The sequence below is a fragment of the Rhodococcus sp. P4_B6 genome, assembly GCF_056402215.1.
Map to the genome: position 1 here is coordinate 1 of NZ_JBFUHV010000184.1, position 16,890 is coordinate 16,890.

Here is a 16,890-nt window from a genome sequence, read left to right on the forward strand (position 1 = left end):
GTCCCTTGCCGATCGGCATCACCAAGTCGATGACACGCGTCGTCAGGATGTTCGGCGTCGTCTCCAGACGCAGCCGCTGATTCGGGTACAGCGGGGTGAGCTTGCCGAACTCGGGGCGCTTCTTGGCCGCTTCGACGTCGCCGCCGTTGACGGTGTCGATGCGGACCAGCGGGTTGAACTTCTGCCGCTGGTTGCCCTGGTCACCCTCGCGTCCGATCCGGACGGCGCCGGTGATGGCGTCGCCGCGACGGAGGCCGTTCTTGCGGATCAGGTTCATCGACACGTAGACGTCGTTCGGTCCGGCCAGGTAGCCGGAGGTCCGCACGAACGCGTAGTTGTCGAGGACGTCCAGGATGCCCGCGACCGGCTGCAGGACGTCGTCCTCGCGGATCTCGGTCTCGCGAACGTCACCGCCGCCGCCTTCACCGCGGTCGCGTCCACGACGACGTTCGCGGAAGCGGCGTCCGCGGCGTCCGCGACCGCCTTCCTCGTCGTCGCCGGGGCGGTTGTCGCTGGTGCGCGGGCCGTTGCCGCCCTGGCTGCGGTCGCCACGGTTGTCGCGGTCGCCCCGGTCACCGCGGGTCTCGCCGCGATCACCACGGGTCTCGCCACGGTCGCCGCCGCGCTCACGTCGGTTGCGGTCGCCGCCCTGCTCGCCGGAGCCGTCCTGCTTCGCCGGCTTCTCGGCGGAATCCTGACGGTCCTCGGCCTGCTTGCGCTCGGCCTGCTGCGTGTCGGTGGCAGTCGCCGAGGCCGTGTCCTGGGCGTTGCCGCCCTGGTCACCCTGCTCGGGAGCGCCCGCCCGACGTGCGGATCCGCGACGCTGGCGGCCACGACGTCCGCCTTCGGCGGTGTCGGTGTCCCCTGCAGCGCCGTCGGCCGTCGCAGGTTCGGCCGTCTTGGGCTCGGCGGCCTTCTCGGCGGGTTCCGCCTGCGGAATCACTTCGAGTTCGGTCTGAGCGGACTGTTCGCGCTTGGCGCGCGTCGCCCGGGTCCGGGGAGCGGTTTCGGTCGCGGCAGCGGCCGGGGCCGCAGAGCCGCCCTGACGCTCCTTGATCGCGGCGATCAGGTCGCCCTTGCGCATCCCCGAAATGCCCTTGATGCCCAGCTCACCTGCGAGAGAGCGGAGCTCGGTGAGCACCATTCCGGACAGCCCGGCACCTCGGCGCGCGTCGGCGCGCTTTGTGGAGGCCGTCACTGATGACGCCTGTGAAGAGTCGCCTGCCTGCGCGCCAACGGTATCCACCGAGGAGGCGCGCACAGGAGCGGCGATGAGGTCCGTATCGGTCACGGAGGTCCTTTCCTTCCCTCACTCGCGCTGCGCAGAGTCGAGGGTTCGTCCCGTAATTCGGTTTCGAATACCGAATTCGGATGTGCCGTACGTAGTTGCATGTGAAGAACTGCCGGCTTGCCCGCCATCACATCACCCTTGAAACAGGCGCGTACTCGCAATCCCTACACGACAGATAGTGCGGAGGATCGTGCCAGGAGCCGTCAACCCCGATTGACCTGGAGTAATTGCCCTGGTGAAGCACCGGCGTCTGATGCGCACGATGTACGGACATTGCCCAGGATAGCTGTGAACGACCGTAGGGGCAAGGAGACGCCCCTACGGCGTGTCAGCTGGTCCGGACGCCGTCGGCTACGTCCAGTTCGAGAACCTGCAACCCCTCGGCCTCGGCCTGTGCTCGAAGATCCACGGGGAAAGGCTCCGTGGTCAATGCGAGAACGGTCGGTCYGGCTCCGGAGACGGTGGCGGCGATACCCGCCTTGCGGAGGACGGCGATCCATCGCGTCGTCAGAGGAAGGGCCGGAGCGCGCTGCGTCTGATGCAGTCGGTCCTCGGTGGCCGACATCAGAAGGTCGGGACGCTCTGTGAGCGCCACCACAGCGAGGGCCCCGCGGCTGACGTTGAACGCGGCATCCCGGTGGGGAACCGTCTCGGGCAACAGACCCCGCGTGTGGGCCGTCGACGAGCGCTCCCCCGGAACCAGTGCGACGACCCGGATCGCGGGGTGCACCTTCAGCGGGACGGCCGAGTAGATGTCGGTGGCCGCGGGGGCTCCGTCGGCCTGCTCACCCGCGCAGCTCCACGACACGACCGCGCCGCCGAGCACGCTCGCCGACGCGTTGTCGGGGTGCCCTTCGAATTCCGACGACAGCTGGACGAGCTGATCGAGCGACAGTCCGAGTTCGGGGTCGAGCTTGATCGCCAGGCCGTTGGCGGCCGCCAGTCCCCCGACGACAGCGGAGGCAGAGGACCCCAGACCGCGCGAATGGGGTATCACGTTGCGGCACACCACGTCCAGGCCGTCGGCCCACACACCGGCCGATTCCAGGCCGCGTTCGATCGCCCGGACCACGAGATGGGATGGACCCCACGGCACGTCGTCGGCGCCCTCGCCCTCGACCCGGATGTTCAGCCCCGAAGCCGTGGTCGTCACGGTGATCTCGTCGTACAGTCCGAGCGCGATGCCCAGCGTGTCGAAACCCGGGCCGAGGTTGGCGCTCGACGCAGGCACGCGAGCGGTCACGGTGAGGCCCGCGGGGAGGGTCTGTGTCATGGTGGCAGTGTGGTCCTGCGGCGTGGTGGGCGTGGGCGCCCCCACTACGCCAGCTCGAGGGCCGAGGCGACAGCGACAGGGTCGACCGGGATCGGTTGGACCTCAGGCATACCCGCCAACGCCGTGTCGGGGTCCTTGAGGCCGTTACCGGTGACCGTGCAGACGACGGTCAGCCCGGAGTCCAGCCAGCCCTCCTTGCGGGCGGCGAGCAGGCCCGCGACGCTCGCGGCCGACGCCGGTTCGACGAAGACCCCTTCGGTCCTGGCGATCAGCCGGTACGCCTCGAGGATCTCGTCGTCGGTGGCGGCCCGGAAGGCGCCGTGCGACTCTTCCTTGGCGGTGACCGCGCCGTTCCAGGATGCCGGCGAACCGATGCGGATCGCGGTCGCGATGGTCTCCGGGTCCTTCACCGGCGCACCGTGGACGAGCGGCGCCGCGCCCGCGGCCTGGACTCCGAGCATGCGGGGCTTCACGCTGGTGAGCCCGTCCGCGTAGTACTCGGAGTACCCGCGCCAGTAGGCGGTGATGTTGCCGGCGTTGCCGACCGGGAGGGCGTGCACGTCGGGCGCCTTGCCGAGGGCGTCGCAGATCTCGAACGCCGCGGTCTTCTGCCCCTCGATGCGGACCGGGTTGACCGAGTTCACGAGCCCGATCGTGGGGAATTCCGCGGTGGTCTTGCGGGCCAGTTCGAGGCAGTCGTCGAAGTTGCCCTGCACCTGGATGATCCGCGCACCGTGCATGACGGCCTGCGCGAGCTTGCCCATCGCGATCTTGCCCTGCGGCACCAGCACGGCGCAGGTCATCTTCGCCTTGGCGGCGTACGCGGCGGCGGAGGCCGACGTGTTACCCGTGGACGCACACAGGACGGCCTGCTGACCGCGGGCCAGCGCATCGGTGACGGCCATCGTCATGCCGCGGTCCTTGAACGAACCGGTGGGGTTGAGCCCCTCGACCTTCAGGTAGACGTCGCAACCGGTGATCTCCGAGAGATGCCCGGCGGGCAGCAGCGGGGTGCCGCCCTCGCGCAGGGTGACCGTCTTCCAGTTCGGTCCGATGGCGAGGCGGTCGCGGTAAGCCTCGATCAGCCCCGGCCAAGGGGTGTGAACGGGATTACGGGTGCCGGTCATTGTTCGGTGCCTTCCAGTCGCAGCACGCTGGTCACAGCGGTGACGAATTCGAGTTTGCTCAGGGCCTCAACGGTTTCCGACAGGGCAGAATCCGTCGCGACGTGGGTCACGACGACGAGGCGGGCGCCGTCGCCGGCGCCTTCCTGCCGCACGGTGGAGATACTGACGCCGTGCTGCGAGAATTCGGCAGCCACCGCCGACAGGACCCCGGCCTTGTCCGCTACCTGCATGTTGACGTAGTAGCGGGTGGGGATGTCGCCGATCGGCGCGATCTTCAGCTTGGCGTACTTGGACTCGCGGGGTCCGCGGCCGCCGTTCACCTTGTTGCGCGCGGCCATCACCAGGTCGCCCATCACGGCCGACGCGGTGGGGGCGCCGCCGGCGCCCTGACCGTAGAACATCAGGCGCCCGGCGTTCTCCGCCTCGACGACGACCGCGTTGAACGCACCGTTGACCGAGGCCAGCGGGTGCTCCAGCGGCACGAGAGCCGGGTAGACCCGCGCGGAGATCCGCTCCTTGCCCTCGGGGGTGGTGATCCGCTCGCAGATGGACAGCAGCTTGATCGTGCAGTCGAGTGCGCGTGCCGACGTCAGGTCGGCCGCGGTGATCTTGGAGATCCCCTCGCGGTACACGTCGGCGGCGGTGACCCGGGTGTGGAACGCGATCGACGCGAGGATGGCAGCCTTGGCCGCGGCGTCGTAGCCCTCCACGTCGGCGGTCGGATCGGCCTCGGCGTATCCCAGGCGTCCGGCCTCGGCGAGGGTCGCGGCGTAGTCCGCGCCGGTCTCGTCCATCGCCGACAGGATGAAGTTGGTGGTCCCGTTCACGATTCCGGCGACCTTGTTCACCCGGTCGCCCGCGAGCGACTGGATCAGCGGGCGGATCACGGGGATGGCGCCCGCCACGGCGGCCTCGAAGTAGAGGTCGACGTTGTGCAGTTCCGCGGCCTCGGCCAGTTCACCGGTGTGATCGGCGAGGAGCGCCTTGTTGGCGGTGACGACAGACTTGCCGGAGTTCAGCGCCGAGAGAATCAGCTTGCGGGGCAGATCCATGCCCCCGATCACCTCGACGACCAGGTCGACGTCGTCGCGGGCCACAAGGGACTCCGCGTCGGTGGTCTGCAACTCCTCGGGAATTCCGCGGTCCTTGCCGGGGCGGCGGACGGCCACTCCACGCAGTTCCAACGGGGCGCCGACGCGAGCCTCGAGGTCTTCGCTGTGCTCCCGCAGGATACGCACGACCTCGCTCCCGACGTTGCCGAGGCCGAGGACGGCCACACCGATAGCGCGATGCGCCGATTCGCTCGTCACTCTTGTACCTCCAAGCTCAACAGGTCTTCCACGGTTTCCCTGCGCAGGATCACGCGCGACTGTCCGTCGCGCACCGCCACCACGGCAGGGCGGGCGAGCAGGTTGTACCTGCTCGACATCGAATAGCAGTATGCACCGGTGGCCGCGACTGCGAGCAAGTCGCCGGCGTCGATGTCCTCGGGCATCCAGGTGTCGCGGATCACGATGTCACCGGATTCGCAGTGCTTGCCGACGACGCGGGACACCACCGGCGCCGCGTCGCTGACCCGCGAGACCAGTTTGGCCTCGTACTCCGCCTGGTACAGCGCGGTGCGGATGTTGTCGCTCATACCGCCGTCGACGCTAACGTACCGGCGGGTGAGGTTGCTGCCGACGGTGACGTCCTTGATGGTGCCGACCTCGTACAGCGTCACCGTTCCCGGTCCGGCGATCGCGCGGCCGGGTTCGACGGCCAGCGTCGGCTCCGGCAGACCGACGAGCGCCGACTCGTGGCGCACGATGTCGCCGAGTTTGGCGGCGAGCTGGTCGACCGGCGGCGGGTCGTCGGTGGGGACGTAGGAAATTCCCATGCCGCCGCCGAGGTCGATGATCGAGATCTGGGCGGTCTTCTCGACGCCGAACTCCGCGACCGCGTCCCGCAGGAGCCCGATCACACGGTGCGCGGCCACCTCGAAGCCGTCGACGTCGAAGATCTGCGAGCCGATGTGACTGTGGAGACCGACGAGACGCAGGTTGTCGGCGGCGAAGACCCGCCGGACCGCGTCGATCGCCTTACCGCCGGCGAGCGAGAACCCGAACTTCTGATCCTCGTGGGCAGTGGAGATGAACTCGTGGGTGTGCGCCTCGACTCCGACCGTCACGCGGATCAGGACGTCCTGCACCACACCGGCTTCGGCGGCCACCTTGTCGAGGCGGTCGATCTCCGTGGCGGAGTCGAGCACGATGTGCCCGACCCGGGCCGACACGGCGGCGGTCAGCTCGGCGACCGATTTGTTGTTGCCGTGCATGGCGATTCGCTCCGCCGGGAATCCGGCATGCAGCGCGACCGCGAGTTCGCCGCCCGACGCGACGTCCAGGGACAGGCCCTCGTCGGCGACCCAGCGGGCGATCTCGCCGCACAGGAACGCCTTGGACGCGTAGTGCACCTTGGCCGTCGGCCCGAAGGCGCGGGCCATGTCGCGGCAGCGGGACCGGAAGTCGTCCTCGTCGACGACGAACAGTGGGGTGCCGTACTTCTCGGCCAGTTCGGTGACCGGGATGCCCGCGAGGCTCACCACTCCGTCCGCGGCGCGGCGGGCGTTGCGGGGCCACACCTCGGGAGAGAGCGCCGCGAATGCGGCCGCGTCGGCGGGACGTTCGGGCAGACCGGGCGCGTGCAGTTGCTCGGCGTGCTTGGGACCGGCGGGGTGCGCGTTCACATCTGCTCCGGTGCGCTGACGCCGAGCAGGGCGAGACCGTTGGCCAGAACCTGACGGGACGCGTCGCACAGCGCCAGTCGCGCGATGTGCAGCGGGCCGACCTCTTCGTCGCCCTGGGGCAGGATGCGGCAGGCACCGTAGAACCGGTGATAGGCACCGGCCAGTTCCTCCAGATACCGCGCGATGCGGTGCGGCTCACGCAGATTCGCGGCGCTGGTCACGACCCGCGGGTACTCGCCGAGGGTGCGGATCAGATCGCCCTCCTGCTCCGAGATCAGCAGCGAGAAGTCGGGATCCGTGACGGCGATGCCGAGGTCGGCGGCGTTGCGGGCGATGGCCGACAGCCGGGCGTGCGCGTACTGCACGTAGTACACCGGGTTCTCGTTGCCGGTGCTCGTCCACAGTTCGAGGTCGATGTCGATGCTCGAATCCACCGAAGACCGGATCATGGCGTACCGCGACGCGTCGACGCCGATCGCCTCGACCAGGTCGTCCAGGGTGATGACGGTGCCGGCACGCTTGCTCATCTTCACGGCCACGCCTTCGCGGACCAGGTTCACCATCTGCCCGATGAGTACCTCGACGGTGTCGGGGTCGTCGCCGAACGCGGCCGCGGCCGCCTTGAGCCGGCCGATGTATCCGTGGTGGTCCGCACCGAGCATGTAGATGCACAGGTCGAAGCCCCGGGAGCGCTTGTCCTGGAAGTAGGCGATGTCACCGGCGATGTACGCCGCGTTGCCGTCGCTCTTGATGACGACCCGGTCCTTGTCGTCGCCGAAGTCGGTGCTCTTGAGCCACCAGGCGCCGTCCTCCTGGAAGAGGTTGCCGGAATCCTTCAGCGTCTCGACGGCCTTCTCCACCGCGCCGGACTCGAACAGCGAGTTCTCGTGGAAGTAGACGTCGAAGTCGACGCCGAACTCGTGCAGGGTGCGCTTGATGTGCGCGAACATCAGGTCGACGCCGATGGCGCGGAAGACCTCCTGCTGCTCGCCCACGGGCAGGTCCAGCACGTCGGGGCGCTGCTGCTGCACCGCGGTGGCGATGTCGGCGATGTAGGCGCCCGCGTATCCGTCCTCGGGGGCGGGTTCGCCCTTGGCGGCGGCGATCAGCGAGCGGGAGAACCGGTCGATCTGGGCGCCGTGGTCGTTGAAGTAGTACTCGCGCGTGACCGCCGCGCCCTGGGTGGACAGGATCCGGCCCAGCGCGTCGCCCACCGCGGCCCAGCGGGTTCCACCGAGGTGGATGGGGCCGGTGGGGTTCGCGGAAACGAACTCGAGGTTGATCTTCTTGCCGTCGAGCGTGTGGCCGGACCCGAAGGCGGCACCCGCCTCGAGGATCTTCGCGACGATCGCGCCCTGCGCGTCGGCGGCCAGGCGGATGTTGAGGAAGCCCGGGCCCGCGATGTCGGCGCTGTCGATGCCCTCGGCCGCGGTCAGCGCGTCGGCGAGCCAGCCGGCCAGCTCACGCGGGTTGGTACCGACCTTCTTGGCCACCTGCATCGCGACGTTGGTGGCGTAATCGCCGTGCTCGGGATTGCGCGGACGCTCGACCGTGAGAGTTTCGGGAAGCACGGACACGTCGAGTCCGCGTTCGGCGAGCACTTTCGCGGCGGTTCCGCGGAGCAGTTCGGCAAGGTCAGCTGGAGTCACAGGTATCTATCCTATGGCCAACGCGTCCCGAGCGGTGATCCGGCTTCCCGCGAGTCCCGGCGACCGCCGGCGAGCGTGGGCCCGGCCACTCTCCCAGGTTGCGCTCAGGGTGGGTAAGTACAGTGGGATCGCCCTGAGTCCCGGCTCTCAGCTCCCGGTCACCGGGGGGTCGAGCGCCCGTAACCCACACACCGAAAGATCACAATCGATGCCAAGCGGTTCGGAAAGTCGCGGTCCCGATAAGAACTCGGGCGCGAAGTCGGCGAAGGCCATCAAGGCCGCCAAGAAGAGCGGCGGCGCGAAAGTCAAGGGCGGCGCGTCCGCTCCGCGGAACATCCCGTGGCTGACGATCGGTGCCGGAGCGGCCGTTCTCGCACTCGTGGCGGTCCTCGCGATCAACCTGGTTCCCAAGTATCAGGCCAAGGAAGAGGCCGCGAAGTACGCGCCGAGCGCCGAGAACCCCGATCCGTCGGTCAACATCGACGGCGTCGTGAAGGTCGACTACCCGGCAGGCATCCACATCCAGCCGACGCAGCGCGTCGCGTACGACCAGTCGCCGCCGTTCGGCGGCCCGCACGACGCCATCTGGGCGACGTGCACCGGCACGGTCTACCCGAACGCGATCCGCACCGAGAACGCGGTGCACTCGCTCGAGCACGGCGCCGTGTGGATCGCCTACAACCCGGACGAGCTGTCCGCCGACCAGGTCGAGACGCTGAAGGACAAGGTGGACGGCGAGACGTACACGCTGCTGTCGCCGTACCCGGGCCTCGACAGCCCCGTCTCCGTGCAGTCGTGGGGCCACCAGCTGAAGGTGGACAGCGTCGACGACAAGCGCATCGACCAGTTCATCACCGCGCTGCGGATCAACAAGAACACGTATCCCGAGGTCGGCGCGAGCTGCTCGTCCATCCCGGGCTCCGGTTTCGACCCGGACAACCCGCCGCCGTTCGACCCGTCCACGCCGGGCGCGGACGCGGTGCCGATGGACGGTGGCGGTATCAACCCCGACCAGTCGGAATCCGGCGGCGCGGGAGCGCAGCTGCCGAGCGGCATGCAGCTCCCGTCCGACCTGCAGCTGCCGTCCGATCTGCAGCAGGCCCCGGCCGAGGGCGGCAATGGCTAGTTCCGCCGACACCGGGCACGGACCCGAGACCGATTCCGTCGACGAGGCGACCCCGGCCCGGCCCAGTCAGCGCACAGCGCTCCTGGTCATCGGGCTGATCGGCGCCATCGCCCTCGGATTCGCGCTCGGGTTCCTCGCCCGGCTTCCGCTCGAGGACTCCGGTACCCCGGTCCCCGAGGCCGGTTCCGTCGATGTCGGATTCGCGCAGGACATGAGCGTGCATCACAGCCAGGCGGTGGAGATGTCGGCGATTGCGCTGGCCAATGCCACCGACCCGGCGGTCCGCAGCCTCGCATACGACATCCTCACCACACAGCAGAACCAGCTCGGACAGATGCAGGGCTGGCTCGCGCTGTGGGATCAACCGGCGCTGCCGTCCGGCGGCTACATGGGCTGGATGGAGTCGGAGCACTCGGACGGTCACACCCACGGGACCGCCGAGAACACGCACATGGGGTCGATGTCGAAGATGCCCGGCATGGCGTCCTCGGAGGACATGGCCGCGTTGCGTCAGGCCACCGGGCCGGCCGTCGACGTCCTGTACCTCCAGCTGATGCTGCGGCACCACCAGGGCGGGCTCCCGATGATGGAGTACGCGGCCCAGCACGCGTCGGAAGACGCGGTCCGCAGCCTCGCTCAGACGATGGTGGACACCCAGCAGAGCGAAGCGACGGTGATGACGAACATGCTCACCGCGAAGGGCGCCGCTCCCCTGCCGATGAACTGACGTCCGGCGTCACGACCACGTCCAGTCGCGCACCTCGGGCATGTCCTCGAGGTGCGCGACGACGTATTCGCCGTGCCGTTCGAGTTGCCGGAGGCAGAAGTCGGCCAACTCCGTGGCACCGGCCGGTTCGCGCCGCGTGCGGCGCAGCGCGGCGAGGGCGAGGTGGTAGCGGCTCATCCGGTTGAGCACGACCATGTCGAACGGTGTGGTCGTGGTGCCCTGTTCGCTGAAGCCGCGGACATGGAAGCGGTCCGGTGCGGGACGTCCGTGCATCAACTCGTGGACGGCGCGCGAGTACCCGTGGAACGCGAACACCACGTGGGTGTCCGCGGTGAAGAGGTCGAGGAAGGTGCGCGCGTCGAATCCGTGCGGGTGCTCGGTGGGTGTGAGCAGCCCCATCAGGTCGACGACGTTGACCACCCGGGTGACCAGTTCCGGGGTGTGTTCGCGCAGCAACTGCGCTGCGGCGAGGACTTCCTGGGTCGGGACGTCCCCGGCGGCGGCGAGCACGACGTCCGGTTCGGTGCCCGCAGAAGACTCCGTTCCCGCCCACTCCCACACCGACGCCCCGGCCGCGCAGTGCGCGTGTGCCTCCGTGAGGGTCAGGTACTGCAGGTGCGGCTGCTTGTCGACCACGACGAGGTTGACGTGATCGGTGCTGCGGAGGCAGTGGTCGGCGATCGAGAGCAAGGTATTCGAGTCCGGTGGGAGCCACACCCGGACCACGTCCGGTGCGAGCGGGATGACGGCGTCGATCATTCCCGGCCCCTGGTGGCTGAACCCGTTGTGGTCGTTGCGCCAGCAGGTGCTGGTCAGCAGGACGTTCAGCGAAGCCACCGGCGCGCGCCACGGCAGATCCACCGCATGCTGCAGCCACTTGGTGTGCTGGACGAGCATCGACACGCTCACCATCGCGAACGCCTCGTAGCTCGCGAACAGTCCGTGCCGCCCCGACAGCAGGTACCCCTCCAGCCAGCCCTCGCAGAGGTGCTCGCTGAGCACCTCCATCACCCGGCCACGGGCCGACAGTCCGTCGTCGTAGTCGGTGACCGGGAGCTGCCAGCACCGGTCCGTCACCTCGAAGACGGCGCCCAATCGGTTGCTGGACGTTTCGTCCGGGCAGAACAGCCGGAAGTATCCACCGCCGTCGGGCGTGGTGGTGGCGGCGTAGAGGTCGCGGAGCAGTTCCCCGAGCACCCGGGTGGTCTCGTGGTGGGTGGTGCCGGGTTTCTCGATCGGGAGCGCGTACTTCTCCAGGGGCAGTACCGGAAGATCCGCGCGCAGGCGACCGCCGTTCGCATACGGCGACGAACCCATCCTCTTGTCGCCCTGCGGCGCCAGCCGCAYGAGGTCCGGCACGAGTGCGCCGGACGAGTCGAACAGTTCGTCCGGGCGGTACGACCGCATCCACTCCTCGAGTTGACGCAAATGGGCCTCGTCGGTGCGAACCCCCGACAGCGGAACCTGGTGCGCCCGGTGCGTGCCCTCGACGAGCACGCCGTCGACGGTGTGCGGACCGGTCCAGCCCTTGGGGGTCCGCAGCACGATCGCCGGCCACTTGGCGGCGCTGCGCCTGCCTGCCCGCGCCTCCCGCCGAAGGTCGGAGATCGCGGTGTGTGCGTCGGTCAGCGCGCGATGCAGCGCGGGGAAGACCTGCCGCGGGTCGTCGCCCGAGACGACGACCGGCGCCCACCCCTGACCGCCGAGGAACGCTTCGACGTCGGCGTCGCTGCTGCGGCCGTGGACGGTGGGCCCGGCGATCTTCGCGCCGTTGACGTGCAGGATCGGCAACACCGCACCGTCGCGTTCCGGATTGAGGAATGCGGGCAGTTTCCACGACGCGGACAGTGGTCCCGTCTCCGCCTCTCCGTCTCCGATCACGCACGCCACCAACAGATTCGGGTGGTCGAACGCCGCCCCGGCGGCGTGTGCGAGCGCATAACCGAGTTCGCCGCCCTCGTGGATGCTGCCCGGAGTCTGCACGCTGACGTGACTCGGGATGCCGCCCGGCGTCGAGAACTGCCTGCAGAGCCGGTGGATACCGGCGGCGTCGCGGGACACGCCCGGATACACCTCCGAGTACGTCCCCTCCAGGTACGTGGCGGCGACGAGCGCCGGACCACCGTGACCGGGACCGGTCACGTAGAGACAATCGGTGTCGGTCCGGCGGATGAGACGGTTCAGCAGGGCGTAGATCATCGACAGCCCCGGACTCGTTCCCCAGTGCCCGAGCAGCCGGGGTTTGATGTGGTCCGGGCGCAACGGCTCCCGCAGAAGCGTGTTGTCCTGCAGGTAGATCTGCGCGACCGTCAGGTAGTTGGCCGCCGCCCACCACCGCAGGTCCGACTCGAGGTCGGCATCGGAATAGTGCCTGTCGGAATCCTGCGACCCCGGCTGCCGTACATCGGTCATTCTCGACCCCTCCCCGAGAGTTCGCGAGCGTCCACGTCCTCCCGACACTAGGCGTGTTCGGGCCTCTACCGGGGCGAGTCCACGAAGTAGGGGGACCGATTTGGTCGATCCCCCTACCTATGCGCTACCATTGGCCAGCCCAATCGGCACACCGGTTTTCCGGTGCGCCCCCGTAGCTCAGGGGATAGAGCGTTCGCCTCCGGAGCGAAAGGTCGCAGGTTCGAATCCTGCCGGGGGCACCACGAGAAAATGCGCCGCATTGCCGCGGCGCAGTTTTCTCTGGTGCTACCAGTCTTCCCCGAGTGATCTCCTCGGGCCTTGTCGAGAGCTGCAGCCGCGCCGGCAGATGCCGCGCACATCGATCGAACGCTGGCCTCCTCCATTGCAGGTTCCGCGGCAACAACTCTCTGCCGAAGACTCTCTCCGGCAGTGTCGACCAAGGGACACCCCTGTGCAGCAACACCGCTCTCATCCACTCACCCTCGGCGTCGTCGCGCGTTCGAGTAAGACCGACGAACGCCGGCTCCCGATCCATCCGCTCCACTTCGACCGGATCGACGCCGACCTCCGCGGGCGCATCCATCTCGAGTACGGCTACGGCGAACCCTTCGGCGTGTCCGACGAGCAGCTGGCCCCGTCGGTGGGAGGACTGCGCACCCGGGAGCAGCTGATCGAGCACTCCGACGTCCTCCTGCTGCCCAAACCTCTCGCGAAGGATCTGGCGGACCTGCGTGACGGCCAGATCCTGTGGGGGTGGCCGCACTGCGTCCAGGACACCGAGCTTACCCAGGTGGCCGTCGATCGTCACCTCACGTTGATCGCGTTCGAGGCCATGAACCACTGGAGCGCCGASGGGTCGTTCCAGCTCCATGTCTTCCACAAGAACAACGAACTCGCCGGATACAGCTCGGTGTTGCACGCGCTGTCGATCGCGGGTTCGACCGGCGACTACGGTCGCCGCCTCCGCGCGGTGGTACTCGGCTTCGGTGCGACCGCCCGCGGCGCCGTGACCGCACTGAACGCCCTGGGCATCCACGACGTCCACGTCGTCACCCAGCGCGGGGTCACCGCCGTGAGCTCGCCGATCCACTCCGCGGAGATCGTGCAGTTCGATCACGACGACGCCGATCCGCGCCGCAGTCACGTCACCACGGACGAGGGCCGGATGCCGCTCGCCGGGTTCCTCGCCCGGCACGACATCATCGTCAACTGCGTCCTGCAGGACACGGAGTCGCCGCTGACGTTCCTGATCGACTCGGACGTCGAGACCCTCCTGCCCGGCAGCCTGGTCGTCGATGTGTCCTGCGACGAGGGAATGGGCTTCAGCTGGGCCCGGCCCACGTCGTTCGCCGATCCGACGTTCATGATCGGTGAGAACGTCCGCTACTACGCGGTCGATCACAGCCCGTCCCACCTGTGGAATTCGGCGACCTGGGAGATCAGCGAGGCCTTGCTCCCCCACCTGGGGACGGTCCTCGACGGACCCGCCGCCTGGGACCGCAGCGACACCATCCTGCGGGCCGTCGAGATCCGCGACGGAGTGGTGCAGAACCCCAGGATCCTGTCGTTCCAGCACCGCGCGGCGGAGTACCCGCACCCTGTCGTCGCCTGATCGACCGGGCTCAGGCCGGGGCGCTGCGGCGCATTTCGCGCCGGAGGATCTTTCCGCTGGCCGTCTTGGGTAGTTCGTCGACGATTTCGACGCGCCTCGGGGCCTTGTAGCTCGCCAGCCGCTCCCGGCAGTACTCGACGAGGTCGTCCGTCTCGACCGTCTGCCCGGGGCGGAGGCTGACGAACGCTGCGACGGTCTCGCCGCGGTAGCTGTCCGGCTCGCCGACGACGGCGGCCTCCCGGACCGCCGGGTGCCGGTACAGCACGTCTTCGACCTCGCGGGGCCAGACCTTGAACCCGGACGCGTTGATCATGTCCTTCTTACGATCGACGACGTACACCCAGCCCTGGGCGTCCATGAATCCCACGTCGCCGGTGAGCAACCGGCCGCCCGGCAGCGACTGCGCCGTGGCGTCCGGTTTGTTCCAGTACGCGGGCACGACCATCGGCCCGTCGACGGCGATCTCCCCGACTTCGAGTGGATCGACGTCCTGCCCGTCCTCCCCGACTATCCGGATCACAGCGGAGGGAAGGGGCAGGCCGATCGCCAGCGTGCCCGACGACGGATCGACCGGCGCCTCCATGTTCGGCGGGACGACGACGCACGGCGCGCTGGTCTCGGTGAGCCCGTAGCCGTTGCGGATGTACTTTCCGGTCAGCTCCCGGAACCGTTCGACGATGGCGGGCGGCAGCGGGGCGCCACCGGACATCACGGCCTCCAGCGAGGCGAAGCGCTCACCGGAGAAGTCGGGGTGGGCCATCAGCGCCATGTAGGCGGTGGACGGGCCGACCATGAACACCGGCCGCTCCTGCTCGAGGGCGTCGAGCACGACCCCTGCGTCGAACCGGTACGCGAGGATCAGCGGCGACGCCAGGTCGATCGCGGTGAGCAACTGGCACACCATGCCCGTGATGTGGAACAGCGGCGCCATCGCGAAGATCGGCGAACCGGCGGGCTTGCTCTCGTACAGGCGCAGGATCGAACTGTTGACGGTGAGATTCCGGTGGGTGTTGGTCGCTCCCTTGGGGACTCCACTCGTTCCGGAGGTGTAGGACACGAGCGCGATGTCGTCCGGGACCAGACCGGGATCGGGTACGTCGGCCCCCGCGCGCGCCTTGGCCACCTCGAGCAGGTCCGGCACGCCCTCGGCGCGCGCCCGGGTCATTCCCCCGAAGACCCGTGGGTCGCCGGACGTCTGGATGTCGAGTTCGCTCGCGGTCAGCGCGATCCGCACTCCCGCGGCGGACGCCCGCTCCGCCACCCGATCGGCCCACGCGTTCTCGCTGCACACGATCGCGGTGACTCCGGCGTCGGTGAGGATGTGGGAGAGCTCGTCCCGGTACATCGGGTTCAGCGGGACGACGACACCGCCTGCCTTCCACGTGCCGAGCAACGCCAGCACGAACTGCGGGATGTTCTGCAGGTAGATCGCGAGCCGGTCGCCCTTCCCGAACCCGTTCTCGGTGAGGTAGGCGGCCACACCGTCGCTGAGTTCGTCGACCTCGCGGTAGTCGAGGGTGCCGCCGAGGTACCGGATGGCCGGCCCGCCCGGGGCGGATTCGACCGCGGCGGAGAACATGTCGAGCGCCGTCCGGGCGGGGATCTCCCCCACCGAACGCGTGTTCTCGTCGTACCGGTTCATCCAGGGCCTGTCGTCGTACCAGCTCATCGCCGYCGTACCGCCTCTCGCTCGTTCCGTGTCCGACTGTGTGACGTGCTGCTTCAGCGTGTTCCCGAGATCCCGCCGTCGACGGGGACGACGGTGCCGGTGAGGTAGGCCCCGGCGCGCGAGGAGAGGAAGATCGCGGTGCCGGCGACGTCTTCCGGTGTGCCGACCCGGCCGAGCGGCACCGAACCCTCGACCGCCTCCTTCCGCTCCGGGTCGTCGAGGATGAACGCCATCATCTTGCTCGGAAATGGTCCCGGCGCAATGGCATTGACGGTGATCCGCTCGGCGGCCAGCGCCGCGGCGAGCTTGCGGGTGAGCATGTGGACCGCGGCCTTGCTCGCCCCGTACGAGAAGTTCTCGGTACCCGACACCACGAGTCCGTCGATCGACCCGATGTTGATCACCCGGGCGGGGTCACCGTCCGTCGCCGCGGCCCGCAGACTCGGCAGCAATGCCTGGGTGAGCAGGAACACGCCCTTGACGTTGATGTCGAAGATCTTGTCGAACCCGGCGGCGGGGAAATCGTCGACCGGCGCACCCCACGTCGCTCCGGCGTTGTTCACCAGGACGTCCAGCCGGGGCGACACCTCGGCGACCCGTGCGACGAGGCCTTCGATCCCCTCCTCGGTGGACAGGTCGGCGGGGTGCGCGTGGCACGTCCCCGGTCCGGCGGCGGACAGTTCGGCCGCGGCCTTCTCACACGCCTCGGCCTTGCGGGCGGAGATGATCACGGTCGCCCCGGCCAGGACGAATCCCTGGGCGATCATCCGGCCGATACCCCGCGAACCTCCGGTGACCACCACGGTCTTGCCCGCGACGTCGAACAGCGAACCTACGTCCATGTGCGTTCCCTTCAGGGTTGGAAGACTTCAGGGTTGGAAGACGAGACGACCGACGGTGCTGCCGTCACCGAGCCTGCCGATGCCGTCGGCCACGTCCGCGAGCGAGAGCCGCTCGCTGATGAGCGGCGTGATCGCACCGGAATCGGCGAGACGGGTCAGTTCCTCGTGACAGTCGGCGATCGCCTGCTGGTTGTACTGCTTGTACAGACCCCAGTGCAGTCCGATGATCGAGTAGTTCTTGATCAGGGCGTGATTGAGACCGGGGGTCGGGATGGTGCCGCCGGCGAAGCCGATGATCAGGATCCGGCCTTCGAACGCGATGCACTTGGTGGACTTCGCGTAGGCGTCGCCGCCGACCGGGTCGTAGACGACGTCCGCGCCGCGTCCGCCGGTGAATTCCTTGACCAGCGGAACGAAATCGTCGGTGTGCCGGT

Annotated in this window: 13 protein-coding genes and 1 tRNA gene; 4 read left to right on the top strand and 10 right to left on the bottom strand. The window is 68.7% G+C overall.

What is annotated here, in order from left to right:
• From AC1DWT_RS42770 to argS, 6 genes are all read right to left on the bottom strand, one after another.
• Positions 1-1,291: Rho termination factor N-terminal domain-containing protein (locus AC1DWT_RS42770; protein WP_477925381.1), on the bottom strand; the 1,291-nt coding region annotated here is incomplete at its 3' end.
• Between the two features lie 328 nt (positions 1,292-1,619).
• Positions 1,620-2,564: a homoserine kinase gene (thrB, locus tag AC1DWT_RS42775; protein WP_477925383.1), complete on the bottom strand. Its 945-nt coding sequence runs from the start codon at positions 2,562-2,564 to the stop codon at positions 1,620-1,622.
• 44 nt (positions 2,565-2,608) lie between these two features.
• The gene (gene thrC, locus AC1DWT_RS42780; protein ID WP_072946109.1) at positions 2,609-3,691 is read right to left on the bottom strand and encodes a threonine synthase; all 1,083 of its coding nucleotides are present in this window, start codon (positions 3,689-3,691) and stop codon (positions 2,609-2,611) included.
• On the bottom strand, positions 3,688-5,001 hold the full coding sequence (locus AC1DWT_RS42785; protein WP_005264470.1) for a homoserine dehydrogenase: 1,314 nt from the start codon (positions 4,999-5,001) through the stop codon (positions 3,688-3,690). The genes thrC and AC1DWT_RS42785 overlap by 4 nt, the downstream gene beginning before the upstream one ends.
• Positions 4,998-6,419 (bottom strand): diaminopimelate decarboxylase, encoded by a 1,422-nt coding sequence (lysA, locus tag AC1DWT_RS42790; protein WP_206012793.1) that lies wholly within the window; start codon positions 6,417-6,419, stop codon positions 4,998-5,000. Before lysA ends, AC1DWT_RS42785 begins: the two co-directional genes overlap by 4 nt.
• The gene (gene argS, locus AC1DWT_RS42795; protein WP_072946104.1) at positions 6,416-8,068 is read right to left on the bottom strand and encodes an arginine--tRNA ligase; all 1,653 of its coding nucleotides are present in this window, start codon (positions 8,066-8,068) and stop codon (positions 6,416-6,418) included. Before argS ends, lysA begins: the two co-directional genes overlap by 4 nt.
• A gap of 208 nt (positions 8,069-8,276) precedes the next feature.
• On the opposite strand from argS, the gene AC1DWT_RS42800 reads away from it, so the two are divergent.
• The gene (locus AC1DWT_RS42800) at positions 8,277-9,194 is read left to right on the top strand and encodes a DUF3105 domain-containing protein (protein WP_477925387.1); all 918 of its coding nucleotides are present in this window, start codon (positions 8,277-8,279) and stop codon (positions 9,192-9,194) included.
• Positions 9,187-9,921: a DUF305 domain-containing protein gene (locus AC1DWT_RS42805; RefSeq protein ID WP_206012795.1), complete on the top strand. Its 735-nt coding sequence runs from the start codon at positions 9,187-9,189 to the stop codon at positions 9,919-9,921. The genes AC1DWT_RS42800 and AC1DWT_RS42805 overlap by 8 nt, the downstream gene beginning before the upstream one ends.
• A gap of 9 nt (positions 9,922-9,930) precedes the next feature.
• On the opposite strand, the gene AC1DWT_RS42810 is transcribed toward AC1DWT_RS42805, so the two are convergent.
• On the bottom strand, positions 9,931-12,333 hold the full coding sequence (locus AC1DWT_RS42810; protein ID WP_477925389.1) for a phosphoketolase family protein: 2,403 nt from the start codon (positions 12,331-12,333) through the stop codon (positions 9,931-9,933).
• 166 nt (positions 12,334-12,499) lie between these two features.
• Between AC1DWT_RS42810 and AC1DWT_RS42815 the strand changes: the two genes are divergently transcribed.
• Both AC1DWT_RS42815 and AC1DWT_RS42820 read left to right on the top strand, forming a co-directional pair.
• Positions 12,500-12,575: transfer RNA gene (locus AC1DWT_RS42815), tRNA-Arg, on the top strand.
• A gap of 209 nt (positions 12,576-12,784) precedes the next feature.
• Entirely contained in the window at positions 12,785-13,945 is a 1,161-nt protein-coding gene (locus tag AC1DWT_RS42820; protein WP_477925391.1) for a N(5)-(carboxyethyl)ornithine synthase, read from the top strand.
• 10 nt (positions 13,946-13,955) lie between these two features.
• Here the strand turns inward: AC1DWT_RS42820 and AC1DWT_RS42825 are convergent, their stop codons facing one another.
• The 3 genes from AC1DWT_RS42825 to AC1DWT_RS42835 form a co-directional block, all read right to left on the bottom strand.
• Positions 13,956-15,614 (bottom strand): AMP-binding protein, encoded by a 1,659-nt coding sequence (locus AC1DWT_RS42825; protein WP_477925393.1) that lies wholly within the window; start codon positions 15,612-15,614, stop codon positions 13,956-13,958.
• Positions 15,615-15,667: 53 nt separating this feature from the next.
• Complete coding sequence (locus AC1DWT_RS42830; RefSeq protein ID WP_206012798.1) at positions 15,668-16,456, bottom strand: RhlG family 3-oxoacyl-ACP reductase; 789 nt, start codon at positions 16,454-16,456, stop codon at positions 15,668-15,670.
• A gap of 27 nt (positions 16,457-16,483) precedes the next feature.
• The coding region (locus tag AC1DWT_RS42835; protein ID WP_477925395.1) for a zinc-binding dehydrogenase at positions 16,484-16,890 on the bottom strand (407 nt) is incomplete at its 5' end.